Raw genomic sequence first — 21,481 nt, forward strand, 5'->3', positions numbered from 1 at the left:
GTGGCGGCACCGCAGGTAGACGGCAGTGGTGGTGCTGTTTCGGCGGGCGCGGCAGCAACGGGCAAAGAACAGTGCTTCAAGGTGGGCTCCCCGTGAGACAAAGTTTCAGTCAAGAGCACTGACGGTAGCGGTGGGGCTGGAGGTTTCGCCAGTGCGAACCTGCCTGAGAACGTGGGTGATTCGGGATGAAAGGGGTTGCTTGGTGGTGGGCTCTGTTTCCTGATCGTGATCGTGCGCAAACGGGCGACGACCACCGGGTGCGCTGGAGTGTGCCGCGTTCGGGCTGGCGCTGCTGTGAGTTCCGATTCGCTATCGCGGCGCCTCGGGGCGACGCCGCCGTTATGACGTCAGCACCTGCACGCCGGCACCGGCGAGTGAGTCCGCGATGGCTCTGACCTCGGTTGACCTGAACTCGACGGCTTCTCCCGAGTGAAGGAGTACGTCCACCGAGGGGGCCAGCCATGCGACACCGCTGGCGACGAGGACCGCCCCCTGTACCTCCGCGACCGGCAGGTCGAGCGCGGCTCCGTCCACTCCGCGAAGGTGCAGGGTCCCGGTATCGACTACCAGGGCGCCCGTGCGCGAGGGGCCGACGTCCCAGGCTGCTGCGGTCGGTGTCGCGTTCTGGTCCTCCGGCTCGCCCAAGCCGTAGCGCACCGGGTGCACGACGGCTCCTGCCGCGAAGGCTGCGGTGAGGGAGTTCGCGGCGGAGTCGAGTTCGGCTCGCTCACGCCGGCGGGTGAGAGCCACCTTGGGCAGTCCCAGCGCCAGGACGGCCAGCGCCACCAGGCCCGCAAGGGCAATGCCGAGGGCGTTCTCGGGGCGTACGGCGACGAAGACGAGGGTGACGATGATGGCGGGGCTGAGGACGGCCGCGTAGAGCAGCGCGGGGTGGATGCGTACGCTGCCCAGGAAAGTCGCCGGCGACTCGGTAGCGGACGATGGTGCCTGTGTGAGCTGCGTGCGATGCAGCTCCCGCCTGTGCGCACGAGCGCGGATCACTCGCTCCCGCTCGGACCAGCCGTACCGTCCCGCGTACTTTCTGATCGGGCTCCAGACGAAGACCCCTGCGACGATCAGGACGGGCAGGGTCGCGAAGGCATTCCGGTCGGGCAGACCGGCGAGGACAGCCGCTGCGAGGACGACCAGGAGTACGAGCGCAATGCCCGCGTAGAAGAAGCGCCCGTGCGGATAACCCTGCGTGCCATAACGCGCGGGGAACTCCGAGTCGTGCCCTCGGTCGACGGCCGCCCACTGTCGCAGCAACTCGAAGCGTCGGGTGGATCGCTGGCGCAATGAGCGCAGGACGAGCAGGGCCGGTACCGCGAGGACAATGATCAGGATCACGCCCAGTACGGCCGCCACCGCGATGTCGGTGGCCTCGCTGGTGTCAGAGGCGGCGGCATCGATCACCATCGCGGGAACCGCCCCGGCGACGAGCGTCACCACGCCGGCGCACAGGAGGAAGAAGAGAGCGCGGCCCCGCGAAAGATCCTCACGGATCAACACGCCGAGCGCGTCCGCCTGCTCGCGCAACCGGGAAGCGGGATCCGGCCACATGTCCGCAACGCTGGGGGACTTCGGCAGAGACGATGCGGCTCGCGGTGATGAGGTGCGTGAGTTCATTGCGTGGCGCCTCGGTTCAGCCCCAGAAGGGAATCCGCGGCCGGTTCCAGGAAGGCGAACCGGCCGCGTCTGTCCGTCCGTTCAGCGGTTGACGGCCTGGATCTCCTGGACAGTGATCGCCTGTTCACTGCCGAACGTGCCGTTCGGGAGGTCGCCGCCCGCGCCGCCGGTTCCGGTCCAGGCGATGTCCCAGGTGATGGTCGCCCGCAGGTTGTACGTTCCGTCGCCCGAGGAGCGGAGGTACTTGAGCCCGCACGGTGGGGTCTGGCTCGCCTTGCCCTGGGCGTAGGGCTCGCCGATGGAGCCGTCCGCGTTGATGACGCACTCGCCGGAGGCCGGGTAGGTCTCGGCGTCAGTCGTGCCCGGTTCCAGCTTCAGGGACACCGGCTTGGCTGTGGTCGTGGCCTGGATGTTGAAGCCCGGGACGTTCAGGGCCGCCGTCGCCTGGACCTCGTCGAAGACGGCCTTGTCCAGCCAGGCCCAAGTCGGCAGGTTCACCTTGGTGTTGGCCGCCGGGGCGAGGGTGACCTTGGTGTCGGGGAGCTGCATGTGCTGGTAGGCGAGGCCCGCGAGTATCTCCGGGCTGATGGCCTGTTCGTGCTGGGGCGGCGGGGCCTCGCCGTTGTCGACCCAGAAGGGGAGGTCCGTGCAGGATGTCCGCTTGAGGACATCCGGCTCGTTGGGGTTCTCGACAGCGGCCCAGAACATTCCCTCGCCGTCCTTGTCGACGTTGTAGTCCTTGTAGCCGGGGGTGTCGGTCCAGCCGTAGTCGTCCTCGTAGTGGCGCTGGACCTCGCCGATCGCCGAGCTGGCGGTGCCGCCCATGCCGGGCTTGTTCAGGGCTTCGTCGAGGCTCCCGGACATTTCTTTTTTGAAGTCCTTGGCGCCGAGGTACGGGGCGTACCAGCAGGGCGGGGGCGTCCAGTTGACGTCGGCCGACGTCACGTTGCCGGTGGCGCCACCCTTGGCGACGGATCCGGAGTACTGGATCTTGGCGGCGGCGTAGATGCCGGTGTCGTCGCTGCCGCCCGTCTGCTCCGTGTCGCCGCCCTTTCCGTCGCCCACACCCGTTCCCGCGTAAGCGGATCCTGTGAGGGTGAGGGTGAGGGTGCTGAGAGCCAGCGTCAGCGCTGCTGCGGCGAGGCGTGGACCACGTGAAGCCTTCACTGGCACTTCGCCGCCTTCTCCTCGACGTACACGTTCGACGCCTGCCACAGGTCGGTACCCGTAGGGTGCTTGACCATGATGATTTTGAAGTAGCTGAAGTCTGTGATGCTGGGGTCGGTCGTGAGGACCTTCCTGGTCCTGATCTCCCTGCCGTAGAACTTGGTCGAGTCGGAGCAGAACGCCACTTCCACCGACTTGCCGTTCGCGGCGGACCGAGTGGTGGCGTCGTAGTGGCGCCGTGTGCCGGTGACAGTCCAGCCACCTTCGATATAGGCGTCGATCTGGGTGTTCGCGTACTTGAGACCGTCGCCGCTCGCGTAGGCGGCGACGGCTGCGCTCTTGGTCGTGCCCTTGTCGACGCCCTGGTAGATGGCCCGGATGTAATTCGCGGCGTCATCCATCGCCGCCGCCTCGTTCTTGTCCTTCGGCTTGTCCCAGTCGAAGACCAGATCGATGTCCTTGGGCAGCGACACGTCTACCCCGTCCGGCTTGTCCTCCGCCGGTGCTCCCGAGGGCGACGCCGACTCCTTCGGCAAAGCCGACGCCTGGTCAGCTCCGGCGATCTTGTCGTTGGCGGTGGACTTGTCGTCACCGCCGCCGCAGGCCGTCAGCAGTAGGGCTGCGGTCGCGGTTAGCGCGGCAGCAACGGGCAAAGAGCGGCGCTTCAAGGTGGGCTCCCCGTGAGATGTCGATACAGCTGAGAGCCCTGACGGTATCTGGGGGGCTTGTGGTCCTGCCAGGCAGGACTTCCTTCAGAGGGTGGGTGTTTGTGAATCTTTTAGTGCAAATTCCATGCGTCCTGTGTCCTGATTGTGTCCACCTGGAGATGCGCCTGGCCCCGGACCGTGGGCAGCGTCCGGGGTCGCGTGTTTCGTCCGTCTTCGCGGCAGCTATCGGGTATCGGGCTAGAGGAACGGCGTTCCCGCGTCCAGCCCCGACAGCACCCGTCCGTACAGCTCCAGGTTGGTCGTCGGGTTCACGAACGAGTGGAGGCTCAGGGCGTGGATGTCACGGACCGTTCGCTGGATGGGGACCTCGCGGTGCAGGGAGGACGCGCCGGAGGCGGAGGCGAGGAGGTCCACGGCCTCCTTGCAGAGGCGGGTCGTGTAGCCGCTCTGGGCTCTGATCCTGGCTCGTTCCTCCGGGGTGTACGGCGTCCCTGTCGCTGCCCTTGACTCGATCTTCGCTACGAAGTCGGCCGTCAGGAGTTCGGCGCACGAGATCTTCATCGCCGCCTCGGCCGCCTGGAGGTGAGTGACCGTCGCCTCGCTCTGGCGTTCGTGGAAGGTGTACGTGATACCCCGGCGATGGATGCGTTCCGTGAACTCGGTCAGTGCCGAGCGGGCCAGGCCGAGGGCGTTCGGGGGTGTCCAGGCGCAGAAGAGGAGCAGTACCGGCATGCCGTAGAAGGGGTCGTCGGCGTTGGTCTTCGACGCGATCGTGCCGTCCAGGAGGGGGCCGACGGGTAGGACGCGGTGCGCGGGGACCACGACTTCTCGGGCGACCACGCTGTTGCTGCCGCTGCCGGCCAGCCCCGACACGTACCAGTCGTCCAGGATCTCCAGGTCGGTCATGGGGATCGCGGTCCAGAGGAGGGTGGGAGGCCGGGGTGGGGTCTCGGACGACGCCCTGGAATCCGGCTCGACTCGGACCGTCAGCAGGTGCCAGTCCGCGTCCTGGCAGCCCGTCGCGAAGGCCGAGGTGCCGTTCACGACGTAACTGCCGTCGGGGCGCGCGACCGCCGTCGCGTCCGGGATGAGGGTGCCGCCGACCCGTACGTCGGGGCTGGTGAAGATCTCGTCCTGGGCCTCGTCCGGGAAGAGCGCCGCGATGTACGCGCAGCCGACCTGGATCAGGGCCATGAAGGCGGCCGAGCCGCACGCGGCGGCTATCTCGGTCAGGGCGTCGACCTGGGTGTGCAGCGGGGACTGGTAACCGCCGTACCGCCGGGGGACGTTCATCCGGTAGACGCCGGCGTCCGTCAGGGCCGCGACCACCTCGGGTGTCACCCGCCGCTCCTGCTCCGTGCGGGGTGCGTGCTCGCGGATGAGTGGCTGTAGCGCCCGTAGGCGGTCTACGAGGCCTTCTGCGGGGCCTTCTGCGGGGCGAGGGGGAAGGGGAGGAGGGCGGGTTGTTGGCGGAGCCATGGCTTACCTCCGGGCGCGACGAAGTCTTCACCGTCGCGCGGCGCGGATTGGCTGTCAACAGGCCTTGCTGTAGCAGGAGTTGTGGTTCGTGGAGGGGGCGTGACCGGTGTGCCGGATCAGGCGAGTTTCGCGTTCTGTGCCTTCACCAGGGCCGCCGGGATCACTCCGTTGCCCAGGCTTCCCTGTACGAACGCGGTGGTGTTCAGCGTGAAGTAGTTGGCGATCGTGTCGCCGAAGCGGAAGGTCTGGGTGCGGAGGGTCTGGGTGGCACCCCGGTACGTGAACGTCGTGGCCGTGGCCAGGGATTCGTCGCCGCCGGCGGGGGCCGTCTCCACGGTCACCGAGTCGTACGTCGTGGCCCCGGCGGACGACTTCGCGGTGAAGCCGCCGCCGCATGCGCCGGCCGCCGTGGTCAGCCCCTTCATCGCCGCTTCCGCCTTGCCGGTGGCGTAGGTGGCGAGCGTGATGTACGTGAGCATGCCCTTGTCCGAGTTCGTGACCCGTACGAGTGAGGCCTCCGGGGTGCCGATGGGCAGCTCGTTCAGCGCGTACGCCAGAGGGGCGCAGTTCGTGCTGTCCGAGGTCAGGGCGGACTGGGACTTGGCGAGGGCGTCGTTGGCGGCGGGCTCCGTGATGCTGAAGCCACCGGCCTCGGCCTTGGTGACCAGGAGTTGTGCGACCCGTTCCGCCGGGCCCGCCTGCTTGGTCTGCGAGGCCGAGGCGGACGCCTTCGGTTTGTCGGCGGTTTCCTTGCCGTCCTCACCGTCCCCTGAGCAGGCGGTCAGCGCCGCCGCCAGGCAGAGGAGGGAAAGGGGCAGTGCGGTTCGCTTCATGGGGGATGTTCCTGCGGTTCTCTGCTTGACGTGTCGTTCCCGAGGGAGGGCGGTCAAGGATCATGGCACGGTCGCTCCGGGGGTGGCCGGGCGTCGCGTGAGCGAATCGTGCAGGCCTCATGGCCGAGCCGTGGCGACCGGCGGTCGTGGTGGCCGGGGCCGGGTGGCGTGCAAATGTCGGGTCGGCAACAGATTCGCGCGTGCACAGCAGGTGCCGTAACCGGATCGCCGCGCTCAACGGGGAACCGTACGACCGTAGTTGCACGTGAATAACGTTGTGCCCGGCGCTGTTCACGATCCAGAACGCGCCTTGAGGGGCTTATGTGCGGCTGATACGGTGCCATGGCTTGACACTCACTCCAGCGCTGGCTAATTGGCCGGGTCGGGCGGTACGTCCAGCAGTAAGGGCGTATCGCGTGCATCGCGTACATCGTGCGTATTCGCGAGTGAAGTGTCCTATTTGGCACTTAAATTGGCAGAATTTTTCTTGGGTGTACGGGGAGCTGTTGCGTGAAGATCCAAGAGCGTACGGGTGCGGGCGGCGGCCGTTCCTCGGTACCCGCTCAGCCGATGACCGGTGAGCGGCTCCCGGCGCCGCCTCGCGAGCGCAAACCGGCTCTTGCCGCTCTTGCGGTGCTTCTGATTCTGGTCGGCGCGCTGGGCGCGACGATGCTCGTGCTGCGGGCGGGGGACCGGATCGAGGTCGTCAAGGTGACCGACGAAATCCCGGCCGGGGGCTCCGTCACCAAGGCCAACACGACGTCCGTCATGGTCGCGGCCGATACCGGCATCAACTATGTCGAGTGGACCCAGCTGGACACCCTCAGGACCCTCAAAGCCAGGACCACGATCTACCCGGGCACGGTCGTCATGGGGCAGATGTTCGGCTCCGACGAGGGCGTCGCCGCCGGTCAGGCCACCGTCGGACTCTCCCTCAAGGAGGGGCAGTACCCGAACGGACTCAAGGCCGGAAGCTTCGTCGCCGCCTACCGCGTCGGCTCCACCACCGGCTCCGGTTCCACCACCGGCTCCAGTGGCTCCTCCTCGTCCGGCGCCAGCACCACGCTGATCGTGGACAAGGCGAAGGTCACTTACGTAAAGCCGGCGGCGAGCAGTGGCGACGTCATAAGCAGCACCAACCTCCCCGTCACCCTCACCGTGGACAGCACCAAGGCCGCCGACCTCGCTCAGGCAGCTGCCGCAGGCCAAGTGGCTCTCGTGCTCATCCCCAGCAGCTGAAGGCGGCCCCAGAACCATGGCGCTCATCGTTCTTGCCGCCGACAAGGGTTCCCCCGGCGTGACCACCGCGGCCGTCGCGCTCGCGGCGGTCTGGCCGCGGCGGGCCCTGCTCGCCGAGACCGACCCGGCCGGCGGTGACCTCGTGTACCGCAGTGCCGCCGCGCACGGCGGGATGCTCAACCCCAACACCGGCATGCTGTCCATCGCCGCGACCGCTCGGCGTGGGCTCGTTCCCGATCAACTCTGGGACCACGTACAGCCGTTGAGCGGTGGGCTCGAGGTGCTCGTCGGGCTCGGCATCGCCGAGCAGGCTGCCGGGCTCGCGGGACTCTGGCCCACTCTCGGCAGTGCCTTCGCGCAGCTCGCCGACTCCCCGAACGCGCCCGCCGACGTCATCGCCGACTGCGGACGCATCAGCGGGGACACGCCTGTCGTCGAACTGTTCCCGCATGCCGCCCTCGTGCTGCTCATCTCGCGGACCGAGCCCGAGGCCATCGCTCGCGTGCGCGACCGTGCCGCCGCCCTCTCCACCAAGCTGCACGGTGGTCCGCGCGGCGCCGCCAGCCTCGGTACGCCGTTCATCGGGGTCGTCCTGATCGCCGATCCGAACAACTCGGGCAAGCTGGTCAACCAGGTCAACGACATGCTCGTACACGCGCAGACGGGTGCCCGGGTCGTCGGCACGCTCGCCGAAGACCCCGCCGGGGCCGAGCAGTTGGCCGGGCGCAAGCGCGGGCGGCTCGACAAGTCGATGCTCATCAGGTCGGCCCGCAAGGTGACTTCGGATCTGTACCAGCAGTACGGCGCCGCATGGTCCGTACCCGGCCAGGCGCAGCAGATCCAGCAGCCGGGCGGCCAACAGCCCGGCCACGCGGGCTACTCCGGCCATGCCGGAGCCGGCCGATGACCGTTGTCGACCACTCGCTGGTCAAGCGGTTCCGGCAGGACGCCGGTGACCGGATCTCCGAGCAGCGTCGGCTCGACCAGGCCTCCAACGTCACGCCGATGTCCGGCGAGGACGAGCGGCAGTACGCGCGTGCCGTCATAGCCCAGATCCTCGAGGACTACGCCCGGACCGAGATCAACGCCGGGCGTACGCCGCTGGATGCCGAGACCGAGGAGCAGTACGCGGCCGCCGTGCACGCCGCGCTCTTCGGTGTCGGGCGGCTGCAGCCACTGCTCGACAACGTCGACGTCGAGAACATCGACATCAACGGGTACGACCAGGTCTTCGTCGGGTACTCGGACGGGCGTGAGGTTGCCGGTGATCCTGTCGCCGAGAGCGATGAAGAGCTGATTGAGCTCATTCAGGTTCTTGGCGCCTACTCCGGGCTCTCCTCCCGGCCCTTCGACTCCGCCAATCCGCAGCTCGACCTGCGGCTGCCGGACGGGTCCCGACTGTCCGCCGTCATGGACGTCACCCGGCGGCCGGCGCTTTCCATTCGTCGTGCGCGCATGGGGAAAGTCTTCATCTCCGATCTTGTCGGCAACGGGACCGTGACCCCCGAAGTCGCGCACTTCATGGCCTGTGCCGTGCGCGCCCGGAAGAACATCATGATCGCGGGTGCCACCAACGCCGGTAAGACGACGCTGCTTCGGGCCCTCGCCAACGAGATCCCGCCCCACGAGCGCCTCATCACCGTCGAGCGTGCGCTGGAGCTGGGCCTCGACCAGTTCCCCGAACTCCACCCCAATGTCGTGGCGTTCGAGGAGCGGCTGCCCAACTCCGAGGGCCAGGGCATGATTTCGATGGCCGAGCTGGTGCGGCGGTCGCTGCGTATGAACCCCTCGCGGGTCATCGTCGGTGAGGTGCTCGGCGACGAGATCGTGACGATGCTCAACGCGATGTCGCAGGGCAACGACGGCTCGCTCTCCACGATCCACGCCAACAGCTCGCACGAGGTCTTCAACCGTATTTCCACGTACGCGCTCCAGGCGACGGAGCGGCTCCCCATCGAGGCCAGCCAGATGCTCGTCGCGGGCGCGGTGAACTTCGTCGTCTTCATCACGCGGCGCAACAACTTCCATACGGGAGGCCGGCTCCAGCGCATGGTGACCTCGGTCCGTGAGGTCAACGGCGTGGACGGCCGAGTGCTGTCCAGCGAGGTCTTCGCCGAGACCCCGGACGGCCGCATCGTGCCGCACGCGCCCATCTCCTGCCTCGACGATCTGGTCGCGCACGGGTACCGGTTGCCCGGCGGGAACTGGGGGTGACCATGATCAACACCAACATCGACGGGTACGGCGACACGTACTCGGCGGCCGTCGGCTCGCTCGGCTCCATGGGCGGGCTGTTCTCCACCGAGGTCCTGTACTCGCTCGTGGCCGGTATCGCCGTCGGCGGCGGGCTCGCGCTGCTCGCGATCGCGATCCGCGGGCTGCCGGCCAAGCCGGAGCACGAGAAGCAGAAGGCCAGCGAGCGGGCCAACGAACTCATCCGGTTCGCGGGGCAGCGCGGTTCGCTCGCCGCCCTCGTCGGACTGGCCGTGCTGGTGCTCACCCGGTGGGCGGTGGCCGGTATCGCGGCCGGCGTCCTCGTCTTCTTCTGGGACCGTCTCTTCGGTGGCGCGGCGGAGGAACGGGCCGGCATGCGGCGCGTGGAGGCCCTCGCCTCCTGGACGGAGTCGCTGCGCGACACGATCGCCGGTGCGGTCGGTCTGGAGCAGGCGATCCCGGCGTCGGCGCGCGCGGCGGCACCGGTACTGCGTCCGCATCTGGACGCGATGGTCGACCGGCTCCGCTCCCGTACCCCGCTCCCCGAGGCGCTGCAGCAGCTCGCCGACGAGATCGACGACGCGTCCGCCGACATCATCGTCGCGGCGCTCATCCTCAACTCGCGGCTGCGCGGCCCGGGTCTGCGTCAAGTCCTGGGCGCGCTCGCCAAGTCGGCGCGCGAGGAGGTCGACATGCGGCAGCGCGTCATGGCGCAGCGGTCGTCGACTCGGCGGTCCGTACAGATCGTTGTGGCGGTGTCCGTCGCCTTCGTCCTCGGACTCGCCATCTTCAACCGGGAGTTCGTCGAGCCGTACGGCACACCGATCGGCCAGGTCGTACTCGCCGGTGTCTGCGGTCTGTTCGCGCTCGGCTTCTGGTGGCTGCGCAAGCTGTCGACCATCGAGACACCCGAACGCTTCCTCGTACGGGACGACGCGTCCGTGAAGTTCGTACGGCCGCCCCAGGTGCCGAACCCGGGTGCGCAGGGACAGCCGCCGTACGGCGCCGAGGAAGGGGTACGCCGATGAACGACCTGACCATGCCCGTGCTGGTCGGCGCCGTCCTGGGCCTCGGTATCTACGTCCTCGTACGGGCGTTGATGCCGTCGAAGCGGAGCGCTGTCGCGCAGGTCGCGCGGATCGACGCGATGCGGGCGCGGGGAGCGGCGTACGAGTCGGCTCACCGCACGCAGGACGCCGGGCGGATCGGTTCGTTCCGGGCCCAAGTGGGCGTCCGGGTCTCGGACTTCTACTTCCAGCAGGGCTGGGAGCAGCGGTCGCTGCGGGCCGATCTGGCTGTCCTGGACCGGAGTTGGGAGAACTTCCTCGCGACGAAGGTGCTGCTGGGGGCGGCCGGTCTGTTCTTCGGCCCGTTCCTGTTCGCCATCGTCTACACGCTGAGCATGGCCAGCAGCCCGGCCGTCCCGGTCTGGCTGGCGCTGCTCTTCGCGCTGGTCTTCTTCTTCCTGCCCGACCTGGAGGTACGGCGGGACGCGGCCGACAAGCGGCGTGACCTGCGGCGGGTGATCGGGGCGTATCTCGACCTGGTGTCGATGAGCCTGGCCGGCGGCCGGGGTCTGCCCGAGGCGCTGATGGCGGCGGCGGAGGTGTCGGACGGCTGGGCCACCCAGCGCATCCGCAACGCGCTCGCGGACGCCCGTATCACCGGTACCAGCCAGTGGCAGGCGCTGGGTTCGCTGGGCGAGGAGCTGGGTGTGGAGGAGCTGAAGGATCTGTCGGCCTCCCTCGCGCTCGTCGCCGACGACGGAGCCAAGGTCCGTGAGTCCCTCGCCTCCCGCGCCGAGACCATGCGGCACCGCGAACTCGCCGAGATCGAGGGCAGCGCGGGCGAGAAGTCCCAGTCGATGCTCGTGGCCCAGCTGCTGCTCTGCGCCGGCTTCCTGGTGTTCCTGATCTACCCGGCGGCCATGCGGGTGTTCCAGGTCTGAGTCGTTTCCGTACTGCCCATGCCCCAAGATTCTTTTTGATTTGAGAGGACAACTCACCATGAACGGACGGAACTTCAGCACCGGGATCCCGGCAATGGACTTCCTGGTCACCTTCTTCCAGGCCCGGGTGGAGCGCGCGCGCTCCGGCGAGCTGGACCGCGGTGCGTCCGCGGTCGAGTGGGTCATCATCTCCGCGGTCGTCGTGGCGATCGTCGGCGTGGTCGCCGCGATCATCAACACCGCGCTGAGCGACGGCGCCAACAAGGTCGGCGACTGCATCAAGGGCGCCAAGGCGAGCGGCACCTGCTGATCGTCGTACGAAAACGGGGTGTACGGGGTCGAGTCGGTTGACGGGGTTGTTGCTCGTGGGTGGCGCAGGCAGATGGGTACGCCGAAGGGTGGAGGCCGCACGGGAGTCGGCGTCCGCCCGCGGTGACTCCGGCACGTCCGGCGCCGGTAGGTCCGGGGCCGGCAGGTCCGACTCCGGCATGACCGCGATCGAGTTCGTGCTGCTGACGCCCGTACTCTTCTTCATGATCTTCGCGACGGTGCAGTTCGCGCTGTACTTCTTCGCGGACCATGTGGCCCAGGCTGCGGCCCAGGCCGGCGCCCGCAAGGCCCGTGCCATGGCGCACGACCAGCCGGGAGCCTGGCGGGGCGAGGCGCAGGACGTCGTGGACAGCTACATCCAGCAGCTGGGCCCGAGCCTGGTCCTGTCGCCGAACGTGACGATGCTCCAGCCCGAGGTGAACACGGTGGGCGTGGAGATCACGGCACGGGTGCCCACGGTGTTCCCCGGGTTCGATCTGACGGTGCACGCGCAGTCGGTGGGGCCGGTGGAGCGGTTCGTGCGGGAGGGGGAGAACTGATGGACTCGCCTTCTGATGTACGGAGTCGCGGTGTGCGGGAGTACGGCGACCGTGGCCTGTCCACCATCGAGGTGGTCATCCTCGCCCCGGTGATGATCATGTTCATCCTGGTGCTGGTGGCCTTCGGGCAACTGGTCGACGGGCGGGGGGCGATCGACGGGGCGGCGCGGGACGCGGCCCGTTCGGGCTCATTGCAGTGGGAGGAGGGCCTGGCCATGGCGGAGGCCCGCGCGGCTGCGGAGGCCGACCTGACGGACATCTGCGACGGCCCGGTGACCGTGACCAAGACGAGCGCCGGCTTCGCGGACGCGGACCTCTTCTCGGTCGACGTCAGCTGCGAGGTACGGGGTCTGGCCATGCTGGGCCTGGACATCCCGACGCGGCTGACGGGTTCGTTCACGTCGCCGCTGGACCCCTTCAAGAGGAAGGCAGGGTGAGCCGGATGGACAGCGCTGTCGGAGCGGTCGTGGGCACCTGGTTCAGGTCGCGCCGAGCCCGCCTGGACGACCGCGGCTCGGGCGCCGGCGCCGTGATCATCTTCGCCCTCCTCTTCCTCTCCCTCTCCGCCTTCGTGATCGACGGCGGCATGTCCATCTCGAAGCGGGAGCGCGCGGCGGACATCGCGGAACAGGCGGCGCGTTACGCCGCCCAGGACATCGACCTCGAAGCCCTCTACGGCAACGCGGCGGGCGGCGCCCCGATCAACTTCCAGAACTGCGACGCTCGCGTAAAGGCCTTCGCCCAGGAGATGGGCATGTCCGCCGCGGACACGGGCGCGTCCCACTGCGTGGCGGCCAACGCCGACGAGGTGCAGGTCGAGGTGCAGTTGACGTACTCGCCGGTGTTCACAGGGCTGTTCTACGGCGGGGATGTGACGGTACGGGGCGAGGCGGTGGCGGAGAACGAGGTGGGGTGAGGGGGGTACGGGGCATGTGTCCCGGTGCCCCCACCCCTTAGCTCACTTGCCGCCGCCACCCCTGGTGTCCTTGGTCGTCATCTTCTCGTTGACCTGCTTGGCCAGTTCGTCGTCCAGCTTCTTGAACTCGCGGACGACGGCGTCGGACATGCTGGCGAGGGCGTCCAGTTGCTGGGTGATGTCCTCGCGCCCGTCCTCCCAGTTGGACTCGAAGTCCTCCAGCGCGTCGTTCACGCTGCCGTCGCCGATGTCGTCCCGGTAGGACTCGAAGAGCTTCTTGGTGTGGTTCAGCCGGGTCTTGATGGAACGCAGCCGACTGCCGTAGTCCTCCAGTTCGCTCAGCGGGAGCGTGAGGTCGGACTTGCCCTTGCCCATGTGTGAGTCCCCCGGAGTGCCTCGTAGTCTGATCAGCGTCTGATCGGCACCGTACAACGGAACGGTGCCCGCACGGGCGAACGAGTGAACCAGTGAATGAGTCAACGGGGTGGAGTGAGGACATGGCTCGCTACAGCGAAGCGCAGACGGTCGAGCGAGGTGGGTTCCGGATCAAGGTGCCCGAGTCGTGGTGGGAGTTCGACGTGCGCCCCGAGTCGCGCGACGACTCCATCCGGCGGATGGTGGACGAACGGGTGCGGCAGCGCGAGGAGTTGGCCCCGTACCGCGACACGTACACCGCGTTCCTGCGGAAGGCGGCGGCGGACGCGTGGAAGTCGGGTGCGCTGTACTGCGGTTGCATGGCCGAGAGCTTCGGCGGCGACACCCCGATCACCGGCTCGGTGACGGTCTCGATGGTCGGCGGCCGGGCCCAGGACGGCACACCGCTCTCGACCGAACCGGCGGTCATCGCGGCCCAGTTGGCGGTCAAGGAGGCGAAGCGGGAAGGGGACAGCTGGCGGAAGGTGACGACCGTCGACATCCCCGGCGTCGGCCCGGCGGCGCGTACGTACGGCGTCGAGGACATCGCCGTACCGGGCGACGAACTCGGCCGCACCATCCGGGCTGTGCTGATGCAGACGTTCATCCCGGTGCCAGGCCAGGGGGGCAAGGTGGCTCTGGTGGCGGGCAGCAGCCAGGTGCTGGACCTCGCGGAGTCGTTCTTCGACATCTTCGACGCGATCACTTCGACGTTCCGGTTCGCTGATTAGCCGCTTCACATCGAACGACCGTTCCTTGTAGGTTCACGTGTGCACACGGTTGTTGGTGGCGCGTATGTGACGTGACGGGGGTTGCGGCATGGCGGGGTATCGGCCGGCGGATTGGCATGTCCTGGATCTGGACAAGGACCCGACGCCCGGGGATCCGCACCGGGTGCGTCAACTGGCCCGTACGTTGCATGACTTCGCGGATGATGTCGCGGATGCGTTGCGGTTGATCAAGGGGATGGCGTCGGAGAACGAGACGTTGGAGTGGGCGGGCAAGACCGCTGAGGTGTTCCAGGACGAGTTCGCGGATGTGCCGAAGAACCTGAAGAAGCTGAAGCGGTCGTACGACCTGTGCGGTGACGCGCTGGTGGATTACTGGCCGAAGCTGGAGCGGGCGCAGGCGTTGGCGGACAAGGCGCTGGCGAAGGGGCGGGAGGCGCAGGCGGACCTGTCCTCGGCCAAGTCCCGTCTGTCGTCGGCCGATTCGTGGGTCACCCGTGCCACGAAGGAGTCGGACAAGTACAAGGACGATCCGACCGGCAGCAAGGCGACGGAGCCGCCGGACGAGGCGAAGGTCCGGGCCGCCACCCGCGATGCCCAGCACGCCAAGTCCGCCCAGAGCACGGCCCAGTCGGACGTCGACGGCGCCCAATCGGCCCTGGACGCGGCGAAGAAGATGGCCGAGGACGCGCGGAAGATGCGCGAGGACGCGGCGGGCGAGGCGAAGCGGAAGATCGACGAGGCCTCCGACGCCGGTATCCAGAACCGGAGTTGGTGGGAGGAGGTCGGGGACTGGTTCACCGACAACTGGGACAGCATCGTCGCGGTGTGCAAGATCGTCGTCGCGGTCGTGGGCATCGTCGCGATGATCATCGGGGGGCCGATCCTGGGCGCGATCGTGCTGATCGCGGCGCTGGTCGTGCTCGCGGACACGCTCTACAAGTATTCCAAGGGACAGGCGTCCCTGTGGGACGTGGGCCTGGCCGCACTCGACTGCATACCGGGCATGAAGGGGCTGACCACCCTCGGCGGCCTCGCCAAAGGCATGAAGGTGTTCGGCAAGACGGGCCTCAAGGGCATGGCCATGGGCCTCAGGGGGCTGGGCAAGGGCGCCAAGGGTGCGATCGCGGACGGCGCCAAAGGCGCGTACAACCGGCTCAAGTCCAAGATCTTCGGCTGTGGCGACCCGGTCGACGTCGCCACGGGTGCGATGTATCTCCAGCAAACCGACATCGAGTTGCCCGGTGTGCTGCCTCTCAGTTTTGTCCGCCGAACCGCCTCGAACTATCGCAGCGGCTGGTGGTTCGGACCGTCCTGGTCGTCCACGCTCGACCAACGGCTTGAGGCGGACGAGGAGAACGTCGTCTTCGTCACCGATGACGGCATGCTCCTCGCCTACCGGCGCCCATCAGCGCCGGGAACCCCCGTGTTCCCGGAACAAGGACCTCGTTGGCCGTTGACGCTGCTCGACGGCGACGGCGACGGCGACGGCGACGGCGACGGCGGCTACCGGATACACGACCCTGATTCAGGACACACTCGCGAATTCGCCGCCCCAGCCGATGGCCTGGCACTCCTGCGGAGCATCACCGACCGGAACAGCAACGTCATCGCCTTCGACCACGGGCCGGACGGAACGCCACTCGCCATACGGCACTCCGCCGGACACCACCTCGCCTTCACCGTCGACGAGGGCAGAGTCACGGCGCTGCGGCTGGTCGGCGCCGGCCAGGACGGATCCGACGTCACCATCAGGCGCTTCGCGTACACGGACGGCCAACTCACGGACGTCGTCGGATCATCCGGCGTGCCCCTGCGCCTCACGTACGACGAACGGTTGCGAGTCACGTCCTGGACGGACACCAACGGCAGCTCGTACAGCTATGAGTACGACGATCGGGACCGATGCACGGCTCAGGGCGGAGAAGCGGGCCTTCTCGCCTTCACGTTCGCCTACGACGGTGTCGACGCGCACTGGCCCGACCACCGTGTCACCACAGTGACGAGCCCGTCCGGAGCGGTGAGCCGATACGTCGTCAACACCGACTGCCAAGTGGTCGCGGAGGCGGATCCCCTGGGCGGCCTCACCAGGATGACGTACGACGCCGACCATCATCTCCTGTCGCGTACCGACCCGCTCGGGCGTACGACGAGTGTGGTGAACGACGATCAGGGCCGTCCTGTGGCCGTCGTGCGTCCCGACGGCGCGCGCACCGAGTACACGTACAACGAACTCGGTCTCCTCAGCGCCATCACCCTGCCCGACCACAACACGGTGCGCTGCCAGTACGACGAGCGAGGCAACCGCACCTCGATCACCGACGCGGACGGCGCCGTGTTCCGGTACGCCTACTCGGCGACGGGGCACATGCGCGGGCTCACCGACCCGCTCGGACACCTCACCACGGTCCGCACCGACCCGGCCGGGCTCCCCGTCGAGATCGTGGATCCGCTCGGCGGAGTCGTCCGCCATGAGCGGGACGCCTTCGGCCGCACCATTCGGCTGACGGACCAGCTGGAAAACGTCACTCGCCTCGAATGGTCCACGGAAGGCAGGCTCACACGCCAGACCGACGCGGACGGTAGCGAGGTATGGGAGTACGACGGAGAAGGCAATTGCCGACAGCACCAGGACGCCGCCGGTCACGTCAGCACCGATGAATACGGTCAGTTCGACCTGCTGACGGCGCGGACGGATCCCACGGGAGCCCGCTTCACCTATACCTACGACACTGATCTGCGTCTGACCCAAGTCACCGCGCCCACCGGCGAAGCGTGGCGGTACGAGTACGACGCCGCCGGACGCATGGTTTCCGAAACGGACTTCGGTGGCATCACCACCGCTTATGCCTATGACCTCGCGGGGCAGCTCGTCGCTCGCACGAATGCTCTCGGGCAGGTCGTGCACAGTGACCACGACGTTCTCGGACGGATGATCCGTAAGCGGGCGGACGGAACGAGCACAGAGTTCCGCTATGACCTCTGCGGTCGCCTCATGGAGGCGACCGGCCCGGATGCGACGATCAGCGTGACCCGGGATCGCGCAGGCCGGCTCCTGGCGGAGACAACGAACGGTCGGCGTCTTGCCCACACCTACGACCCGGCCGGGCGACGTCGTACACGCACGACTCCCAGTGGCGCGGAGAGCTGCTGGAGCTACGACACGGCGGGCAGCGCCGTCGAACTCGTCAGCTCCGGTCACACCATCCGGTTCGACCGCGACCGCGCAGGCCAGGAAATCACCCGCCGCATCGGCGAGAGCACGGTCGTCTCGCATACGTACGACCCGCTCGGACGCGTCACCTCCCAGTCCCTCGTCCAGGACGGACACACGAGGAGCCTGCGCCGGTACACCTACCGACCCGATGGCCACCTGGCGGGAATCGAGCGCCTCCACGGTGTGCCGAGCCGTTACGAGTCGGACCCGCTCGGACGGATCACGGCGGCCACCGGCCCACAGGGTCCCGAGCGTTACGACTACGACTCCCACGGCAATCAGACCGAGGCGTCGTGGCCCGCCGCATTCCCCGGGCAGGAAGCCCTGGGAGAACGGACGCATCGAGGGCTGCGCCTGGAACGCGCCGGAGCGATGCGATACGAATACGACGCGCAGGGCCGCGTCACCCTCCGTCAGAAAACACGACTGTCACGCAAGCCGGACACCTGGCGCTACGAGTGGGACGCGGAAGACCGGCTGACGGCCGCCACGACTCCGGACGGTACCCGCTGGACGTACCGTTACGACCCGCTCGGGCGCCGTATCGCCAAGGAACGGCACGCCGCTGAGCACGCGAGTGTCGCCGAACGCACGGAGTTCGTCTGGGACGGCACCACCTTGTGCGAACAGACGACCACGTCCTTCCAGCAGCCCGACCCCGTCACGCTGACCTGGGACCACCAGGGCATCCACCCCATCACACAGACGGAGCGAATAACCGACGCGGGTACACCGCGAGAAAAGCAGGAAGAGCAAGAAGAGCAGGAAGAGATCGACCGGCGTTTCTTCAGCATCGTCACCGATCTCGTCGGAACCCCCACCGAGTTGGTGGACGAGGAGGGGGACACCGCCTGGTACGCGCGATCCACCGTGTGGGGTACGACGGTCTGGAACCGTTCTGCCAGGGCGTACACCCCGCTGCGCTTCCCCGGCCAGTACTTCGACCAGGAAACGGGTCTGCACTACAACCTGTTCCGGCACTACGATCCCGAAACGGCCCGCTACCTGACACGTGATCCGCTGGGTCTGGCGGCCGGGTCCAACCCCGTCACCTACGTGCACAACCCGCTCACCTGGGCCGACCCGCTGGGGTTGACCCCCTGTGAGGATGCGGCCAAACAGGCCGCCGCGCGCAAGGAGACGGTGCTGGGGAAGGAGATACCCACACGTTCCGAAGGCTCGGTGGGCAGCGCCACGAGCCACGACTACAAGAAGACGTTCTTCGCTGCGAATCCGGATCTCGAAGGGAAAGTTGTCGTACACCACGCAATTGAGCAGCAGACACTCAAGCGATTCCCTGGCCTTTTCTCGGCCGATGAGATCCACTCTCTCGAAAATCTTCGTGGAATCCCCAAGGGGGATATCAACAGCAGGGTCCATCTCAGTCAGATTCGCATCGAATGGAATCAGTTCTACAACAGTCACCCGAATCCCACGAGGCAGGAGGTTCTTGATCAAGTCACGCGCGTCGATGATATGCTTGGCAACTGGTTCAACCCGCGCGTCCGATAGCGGTGTTCACGTAAGCAGGGAGATGGGTCCAAGAAATGTGGCGTGAGATTGTCGAAGAGTTCACATCGGCGGAGCCGCGCGATCCCGCAGAACCAAGCGCTGTCGACCGTATCGAAGAGGCCCTCGGGCAGTCACTCCCTCAAGACCTCCGCAGCTTCCTGCTGGAGACAGACGGATTGGGCGGAGCGTACGGCACCGACGTCGTCTGGCCTGCCGAGCGCATCCTGAGCGACAATCTCTACTTCCGGAACGACACGCAGTTCCAGCAGCTTTACATGCCTTTCGACTCGCTCATTTTCTTCGGCGACAACGGCGGGGGAGACCAGTTCGCCTTCGTGCGGAAACCGGAACGCGACGACGTGTTCGTCTGGGACCATGAAACGGACGGCCGCAACTTTGTTTCCGCCGGCCTGGGGAGCTACTTGCGCAGCGCGCTGGCGAGCGGCGGGGAAGACTGGTACCGATAATTTTGTCCCGGGACATTCGCGCCGTAGTGACAGGCTTCCGTGGCGCCGAGCCGCTTCCCGGCCTGCCTGACAGCTGGCACTGGTCGCCGGCGCCCGGGATCGACTTCGCCGGGTCGCTGTCCGCTGACGGAAAGCGGCTGCTCCAGCTGAGCGGCCGCGACTCCTACGACCAGGCCCTCGCCGTCAGCACCCTTCGCTTCACCCGAGAGCACGAGGACGCGATCTTCGCCCGCAATTCCTTCCTGGGCGCGCTCGACGGCTTCGAACCGCCCGCCGGACACCGCTTCGACGCGGTGGTGGGCATCGCGCCCGAGGTCCACCGCTTCTACCGAGTCGAGAATCCGGACCTGACCCCGCACGTCCGGCTGACCTTTCCGGCGTACGCCTGCGAGTTCTCCGGCGCCGAAACGCTCGACGAGGCCATCACCCGATACCGCATGCTGCGCCTGAACCATCTCGGCCGCTCCCCCCTCCCCTTCCTGAAGATGCGGTACGCCAACACGCGCACCCGGGGCAGGAGCACGAACCCCGGCCGCGGCTTCACCGAGCCGGCGCGGCTCGTGGAGGAGCTTCGGCTGATGGACGGCGGAACCGGGAGCTTCGTCGAGTTCGAGAACCGGCACGGCGATGTGTGGCGTGCCGAATGGCACGGTGCCTGGTTCGTCGCCGAGTGGAACAACCAGAACGGCACGCCACAGCAGACGGAACTCGACGAACTCGTCGAGTTCGCCTCCGCGAGGCTGTACGACTGAGTGATCGGCGTCCGCCGCTGAACGACAGGTAAGGACGAAGGTTGGATATGACGTCCGAGTACGACTGGGAGAGCGGCAAGGGCCTGCTGGGTATCGACGACCCCGCCGAGTGGGATGCCGCGTTCGAGCGCGGCGAGGATCATCTCGGTACGGCGGTGATCGGGTTGGCGTTCAACTGCACGCTGGTCGAGGCCTCTCCGCGCATCAAGAGGGCGATGCAGTTGCCGGACCGCGGTCAGCGCGGGTTCGCGTTCACCGCGGCGGGCGCTGCGGCGCGGCTCAACGGTGAGCTGACCCCGGAGCTGTACGCCGCACTGCGGGCGGAGGGCCATCGCGGCTTCGCCGAGACCGCCGTCGACGACACCCTGACGTTCGTGCCGTTCCGGCAGCTACCGCCGTGGTTCAAGTGGCGGTGGCTGCTGGTCACGGTGCGGGACAAGCTGGACGCCTGGCGGCTGAATGCCACGTACGTGGCCGAGGACGCTTGGAAGGCCCTGCGCCGACGTCGCTCTTGAGGGAGACGAGGGCAGGTGGCTGTGGGGGTGTTCGCCGTCCGCCTGCGTCGGCTGTGTCGACCCGTCGAAGATTCAGGATCGAGACAACGTGAGCAGCACCTTCAAGTACCGTCTCCGGAGCCCTCTCGGTGGTCTCGCCGCCGACCTGACGGCGGAGTACGCCCCTCTGGGCGCTGGTGAGGAATTCTTCCTGCAGGTTGATCGACACGTGCGCCTCTCGCTGCCCAAGGGTGTCAACTGGCGGGACGCGTGCTGGCTGTCCTTCGGTCTGGCGGCTCATGCGCCCGATCTCGTGTCCCGGAATCCTGAAGGAATTCTCGTCCGAGTGACTTCGCTCGATTTCCCGCCTGCTCATTTCCGGTCGGAAGTTGCGGCATTGGCCCTGGACGGCTGGGTCCGGCAGGAATTTGCCCTGCCCGATCGCGGGTTGCGGGCTGTCTTCGACGCGGAGGAGAGAAGCTACCGGTTCCAATGGGGAGAGCATGTCGAGCCGTTCTCGGACGGCCTTCCGGAGTGAATCCCGAGAAGATGTGAGGCTGAACGGTATGTCCGAGCAGGTCAGCACCACTTCGGGAGCTCGCCGACGTATCGGTGGGCAATCTTCTCGCGCACCGACACCAAGACGTGGAACGCTTGCTCGCCGGTACCCGAGCTGTCTGCCGATTCAGCGACGCGGCCATGGCGATCGTCGACGAGCTGGGCCGGTTCCGTGACCATGAGGTGCCAGCGGCGTTCCTGGTCCTGTGGTCCGCGGGGATCACGGCTGCCATCGCCGCCGGTACGGAACCACGGCAGGGAGCGGCCGGGGTTGCCGAAGTCCTCGGCATCGCAGCGGACTTGGCGGACGCGACGGGCGGGAGTGCCCCGGTGGATGTCTTCAGGATGTGGCGAGTTGCTCATCTGCCGGGCATCCTTCG

The 21,481-nt window shown here is 67.5% G+C and carries 22 protein-coding genes; 15 read left to right on the top strand and 7 right to left on the bottom strand.

Annotated features, from left to right (window positions below; translation table 11 throughout):
* Window positions 1–339 precede the first annotated feature (339 nt).
* From ACWCRB_RS10400 to ACWCRB_RS10420, 5 genes are all read right to left on the bottom strand, one after another.
* Window positions 340–1,560, bottom strand: coding sequence for a hypothetical protein (locus ACWCRB_RS10400; protein ID WP_450995654.1), 1,221 nt, complete (start codon window positions 1,558–1,560; stop codon window positions 340–342).
* A 147-nt stretch (window positions 1,561–1,707) separates the two neighbouring features.
* Window positions 1,708–2,799 (bottom strand): hypothetical protein, encoded by a 1,092-nt coding sequence (locus ACWCRB_RS10405; protein ID WP_450995655.1) that lies wholly within the window; start codon window positions 2,797–2,799, stop codon window positions 1,708–1,710.
* Window positions 2,790–3,461, bottom strand: a complete 672-nt coding sequence (locus tag ACWCRB_RS10410) for a hypothetical protein (RefSeq protein ID WP_450995656.1) — start codon at window positions 3,459–3,461, stop codon at window positions 2,790–2,792. The genes ACWCRB_RS10405 and ACWCRB_RS10410 overlap by 10 nt, the downstream gene beginning before the upstream one ends.
* Window positions 3,462–3,698: 237 nt before the next feature.
* Window positions 3,699–4,841, bottom strand: coding sequence for an acyl-CoA dehydrogenase family protein (locus ACWCRB_RS10415; RefSeq protein ID WP_450995717.1), 1,143 nt, complete (start codon window positions 4,839–4,841; stop codon window positions 3,699–3,701).
* A 215-nt stretch (window positions 4,842–5,056) separates the two neighbouring features.
* Complete coding sequence (locus tag ACWCRB_RS10420; RefSeq protein WP_450995657.1) at window positions 5,057–5,773, bottom strand: hypothetical protein; 717 nt, start codon at window positions 5,771–5,773, stop codon at window positions 5,057–5,059.
* A gap of 510 nt (window positions 5,774–6,283) precedes the next feature.
* Here ACWCRB_RS10420 and ACWCRB_RS10425 point away from each other — a divergent pair.
* From ACWCRB_RS10425 to ACWCRB_RS10465, 9 genes are all read left to right on the top strand, one after another.
* Window positions 6,284–7,012, top strand: coding sequence for a hypothetical protein (locus tag ACWCRB_RS10425; RefSeq protein WP_450995658.1), 729 nt, complete (start codon window positions 6,284–6,286; stop codon window positions 7,010–7,012).
* A 16-nt stretch (window positions 7,013–7,028) separates the two neighbouring features.
* Complete coding sequence (locus ACWCRB_RS10430; protein ID WP_450995659.1) at window positions 7,029–7,919, top strand: hypothetical protein; 891 nt, start codon at window positions 7,029–7,031, stop codon at window positions 7,917–7,919.
* Complete coding sequence (locus ACWCRB_RS10435; protein WP_450995660.1) at window positions 7,916–9,226, top strand: CpaF family protein; 1,311 nt, start codon at window positions 7,916–7,918, stop codon at window positions 9,224–9,226. The genes ACWCRB_RS10430 and ACWCRB_RS10435 overlap by 4 nt, the downstream gene beginning before the upstream one ends.
* 68 nt (window positions 9,227–9,294) lie before the next feature.
* Entirely contained in the window at window positions 9,295–10,254 is a 960-nt protein-coding gene (locus ACWCRB_RS10440; RefSeq protein ID WP_450995718.1) for a type II secretion system F family protein, read from the top strand.
* Entirely contained in the window at window positions 10,251–11,174 is a 924-nt protein-coding gene (locus tag ACWCRB_RS10445) for a type II secretion system F family protein (RefSeq protein ID WP_369033606.1), read from the top strand. The genes ACWCRB_RS10440 and ACWCRB_RS10445 overlap by 4 nt, the downstream gene beginning before the upstream one ends.
* A gap of 58 nt (window positions 11,175–11,232) precedes the next feature.
* Window positions 11,233–11,484: a hypothetical protein gene (locus tag ACWCRB_RS10450; protein WP_235475647.1), complete on the top strand. Its 252-nt coding sequence runs from the start codon at window positions 11,233–11,235 to the stop codon at window positions 11,482–11,484.
* A gap of 55 nt (window positions 11,485–11,539) precedes the next feature.
* The gene (locus ACWCRB_RS10455; RefSeq protein WP_235475646.1) at window positions 11,540–12,043 is read left to right on the top strand and encodes a TadE family protein; all 504 of its coding nucleotides are present in this window, start codon (window positions 11,540–11,542) and stop codon (window positions 12,041–12,043) included.
* Window positions 12,043–12,480 (top strand): TadE family protein, encoded by a 438-nt coding sequence (locus tag ACWCRB_RS10460; protein WP_450995661.1) that lies wholly within the window; start codon window positions 12,043–12,045, stop codon window positions 12,478–12,480. Before ACWCRB_RS10455 ends, ACWCRB_RS10460 begins: the two co-directional genes overlap by 1 nt.
* 5 nt (window positions 12,481–12,485) lie before the next feature.
* Window positions 12,486–12,959, top strand: a complete 474-nt coding sequence (locus ACWCRB_RS10465; RefSeq protein WP_450995662.1) for a pilus assembly protein TadG-related protein — start codon at window positions 12,486–12,488, stop codon at window positions 12,957–12,959.
* A 42-nt stretch (window positions 12,960–13,001) separates the two neighbouring features.
* On the opposite strand, the gene ACWCRB_RS10470 is transcribed toward ACWCRB_RS10465, so the two are convergent.
* Window positions 13,002–13,334: a hypothetical protein gene (locus tag ACWCRB_RS10470; RefSeq protein WP_450995663.1), complete on the bottom strand. Its 333-nt coding sequence runs from the start codon at window positions 13,332–13,334 to the stop codon at window positions 13,002–13,004.
* Window positions 13,335–13,456: 122 nt separating this feature from the next.
* Here ACWCRB_RS10470 and ACWCRB_RS10475 point away from each other — a divergent pair, with 122 nt between their 5' ends.
* The 6 genes from ACWCRB_RS10475 (at window position 13,457) to ACWCRB_RS10500 (ending at window position 21,081) form a co-directional block, all read left to right on the top strand.
* Window positions 13,457–14,104 carry a hypothetical protein gene (locus ACWCRB_RS10475; RefSeq protein WP_450995664.1) on the top strand — a complete coding sequence of 216 codons (648 nt, stop codon included), beginning with the start codon at window positions 13,457–13,459 and terminating at the stop codon, window positions 14,102–14,104.
* A gap of 88 nt (window positions 14,105–14,192) precedes the next feature.
* Window positions 14,193–18,830 carry a DUF6531 domain-containing protein gene (locus tag ACWCRB_RS10480; RefSeq protein WP_450995665.1) on the top strand — a complete coding sequence of 1,546 codons (4,638 nt, stop codon included), beginning with the start codon at window positions 14,193–14,195 and terminating at the stop codon, window positions 18,828–18,830.
* Between the two features lie 35 nt (window positions 18,831–18,865).
* Window positions 18,866–19,297, top strand: a complete 432-nt coding sequence (locus ACWCRB_RS10485) for an SMI1/KNR4 family protein (RefSeq protein WP_450995666.1) — start codon at window positions 18,866–18,868, stop codon at window positions 19,295–19,297.
* A gap of 26 nt (window positions 19,298–19,323) precedes the next feature.
* Entirely contained in the window at window positions 19,324–20,049 is a 726-nt protein-coding gene (locus ACWCRB_RS10490; RefSeq protein WP_450995667.1) for a hypothetical protein, read from the top strand.
* A gap of 47 nt (window positions 20,050–20,096) precedes the next feature.
* Window positions 20,097–20,564: a hypothetical protein gene (locus ACWCRB_RS10495; protein WP_450995668.1), complete on the top strand. Its 468-nt coding sequence runs from the start codon at window positions 20,097–20,099 to the stop codon at window positions 20,562–20,564.
* 88 nt (window positions 20,565–20,652) lie between these two features.
* The gene (locus ACWCRB_RS10500; RefSeq protein ID WP_450995669.1) at window positions 20,653–21,081 is read left to right on the top strand and encodes a hypothetical protein; all 429 of its coding nucleotides are present in this window, start codon (window positions 20,653–20,655) and stop codon (window positions 21,079–21,081) included.
* A 41-nt stretch (window positions 21,082–21,122) separates the two neighbouring features.
* On the opposite strand, the gene ACWCRB_RS10505 is transcribed toward ACWCRB_RS10500, so the two are convergent.
* Complete coding sequence (locus ACWCRB_RS10505) at window positions 21,123–21,464, bottom strand: hypothetical protein (RefSeq protein WP_450995670.1); 342 nt, start codon at window positions 21,462–21,464, stop codon at window positions 21,123–21,125.
* Between the last annotated feature and the right edge of the window lie 17 nt (window positions 21,465–21,481).

It is taken from the genome of Streptomyces sp. NPDC002156 (genome assembly GCF_053593675.1).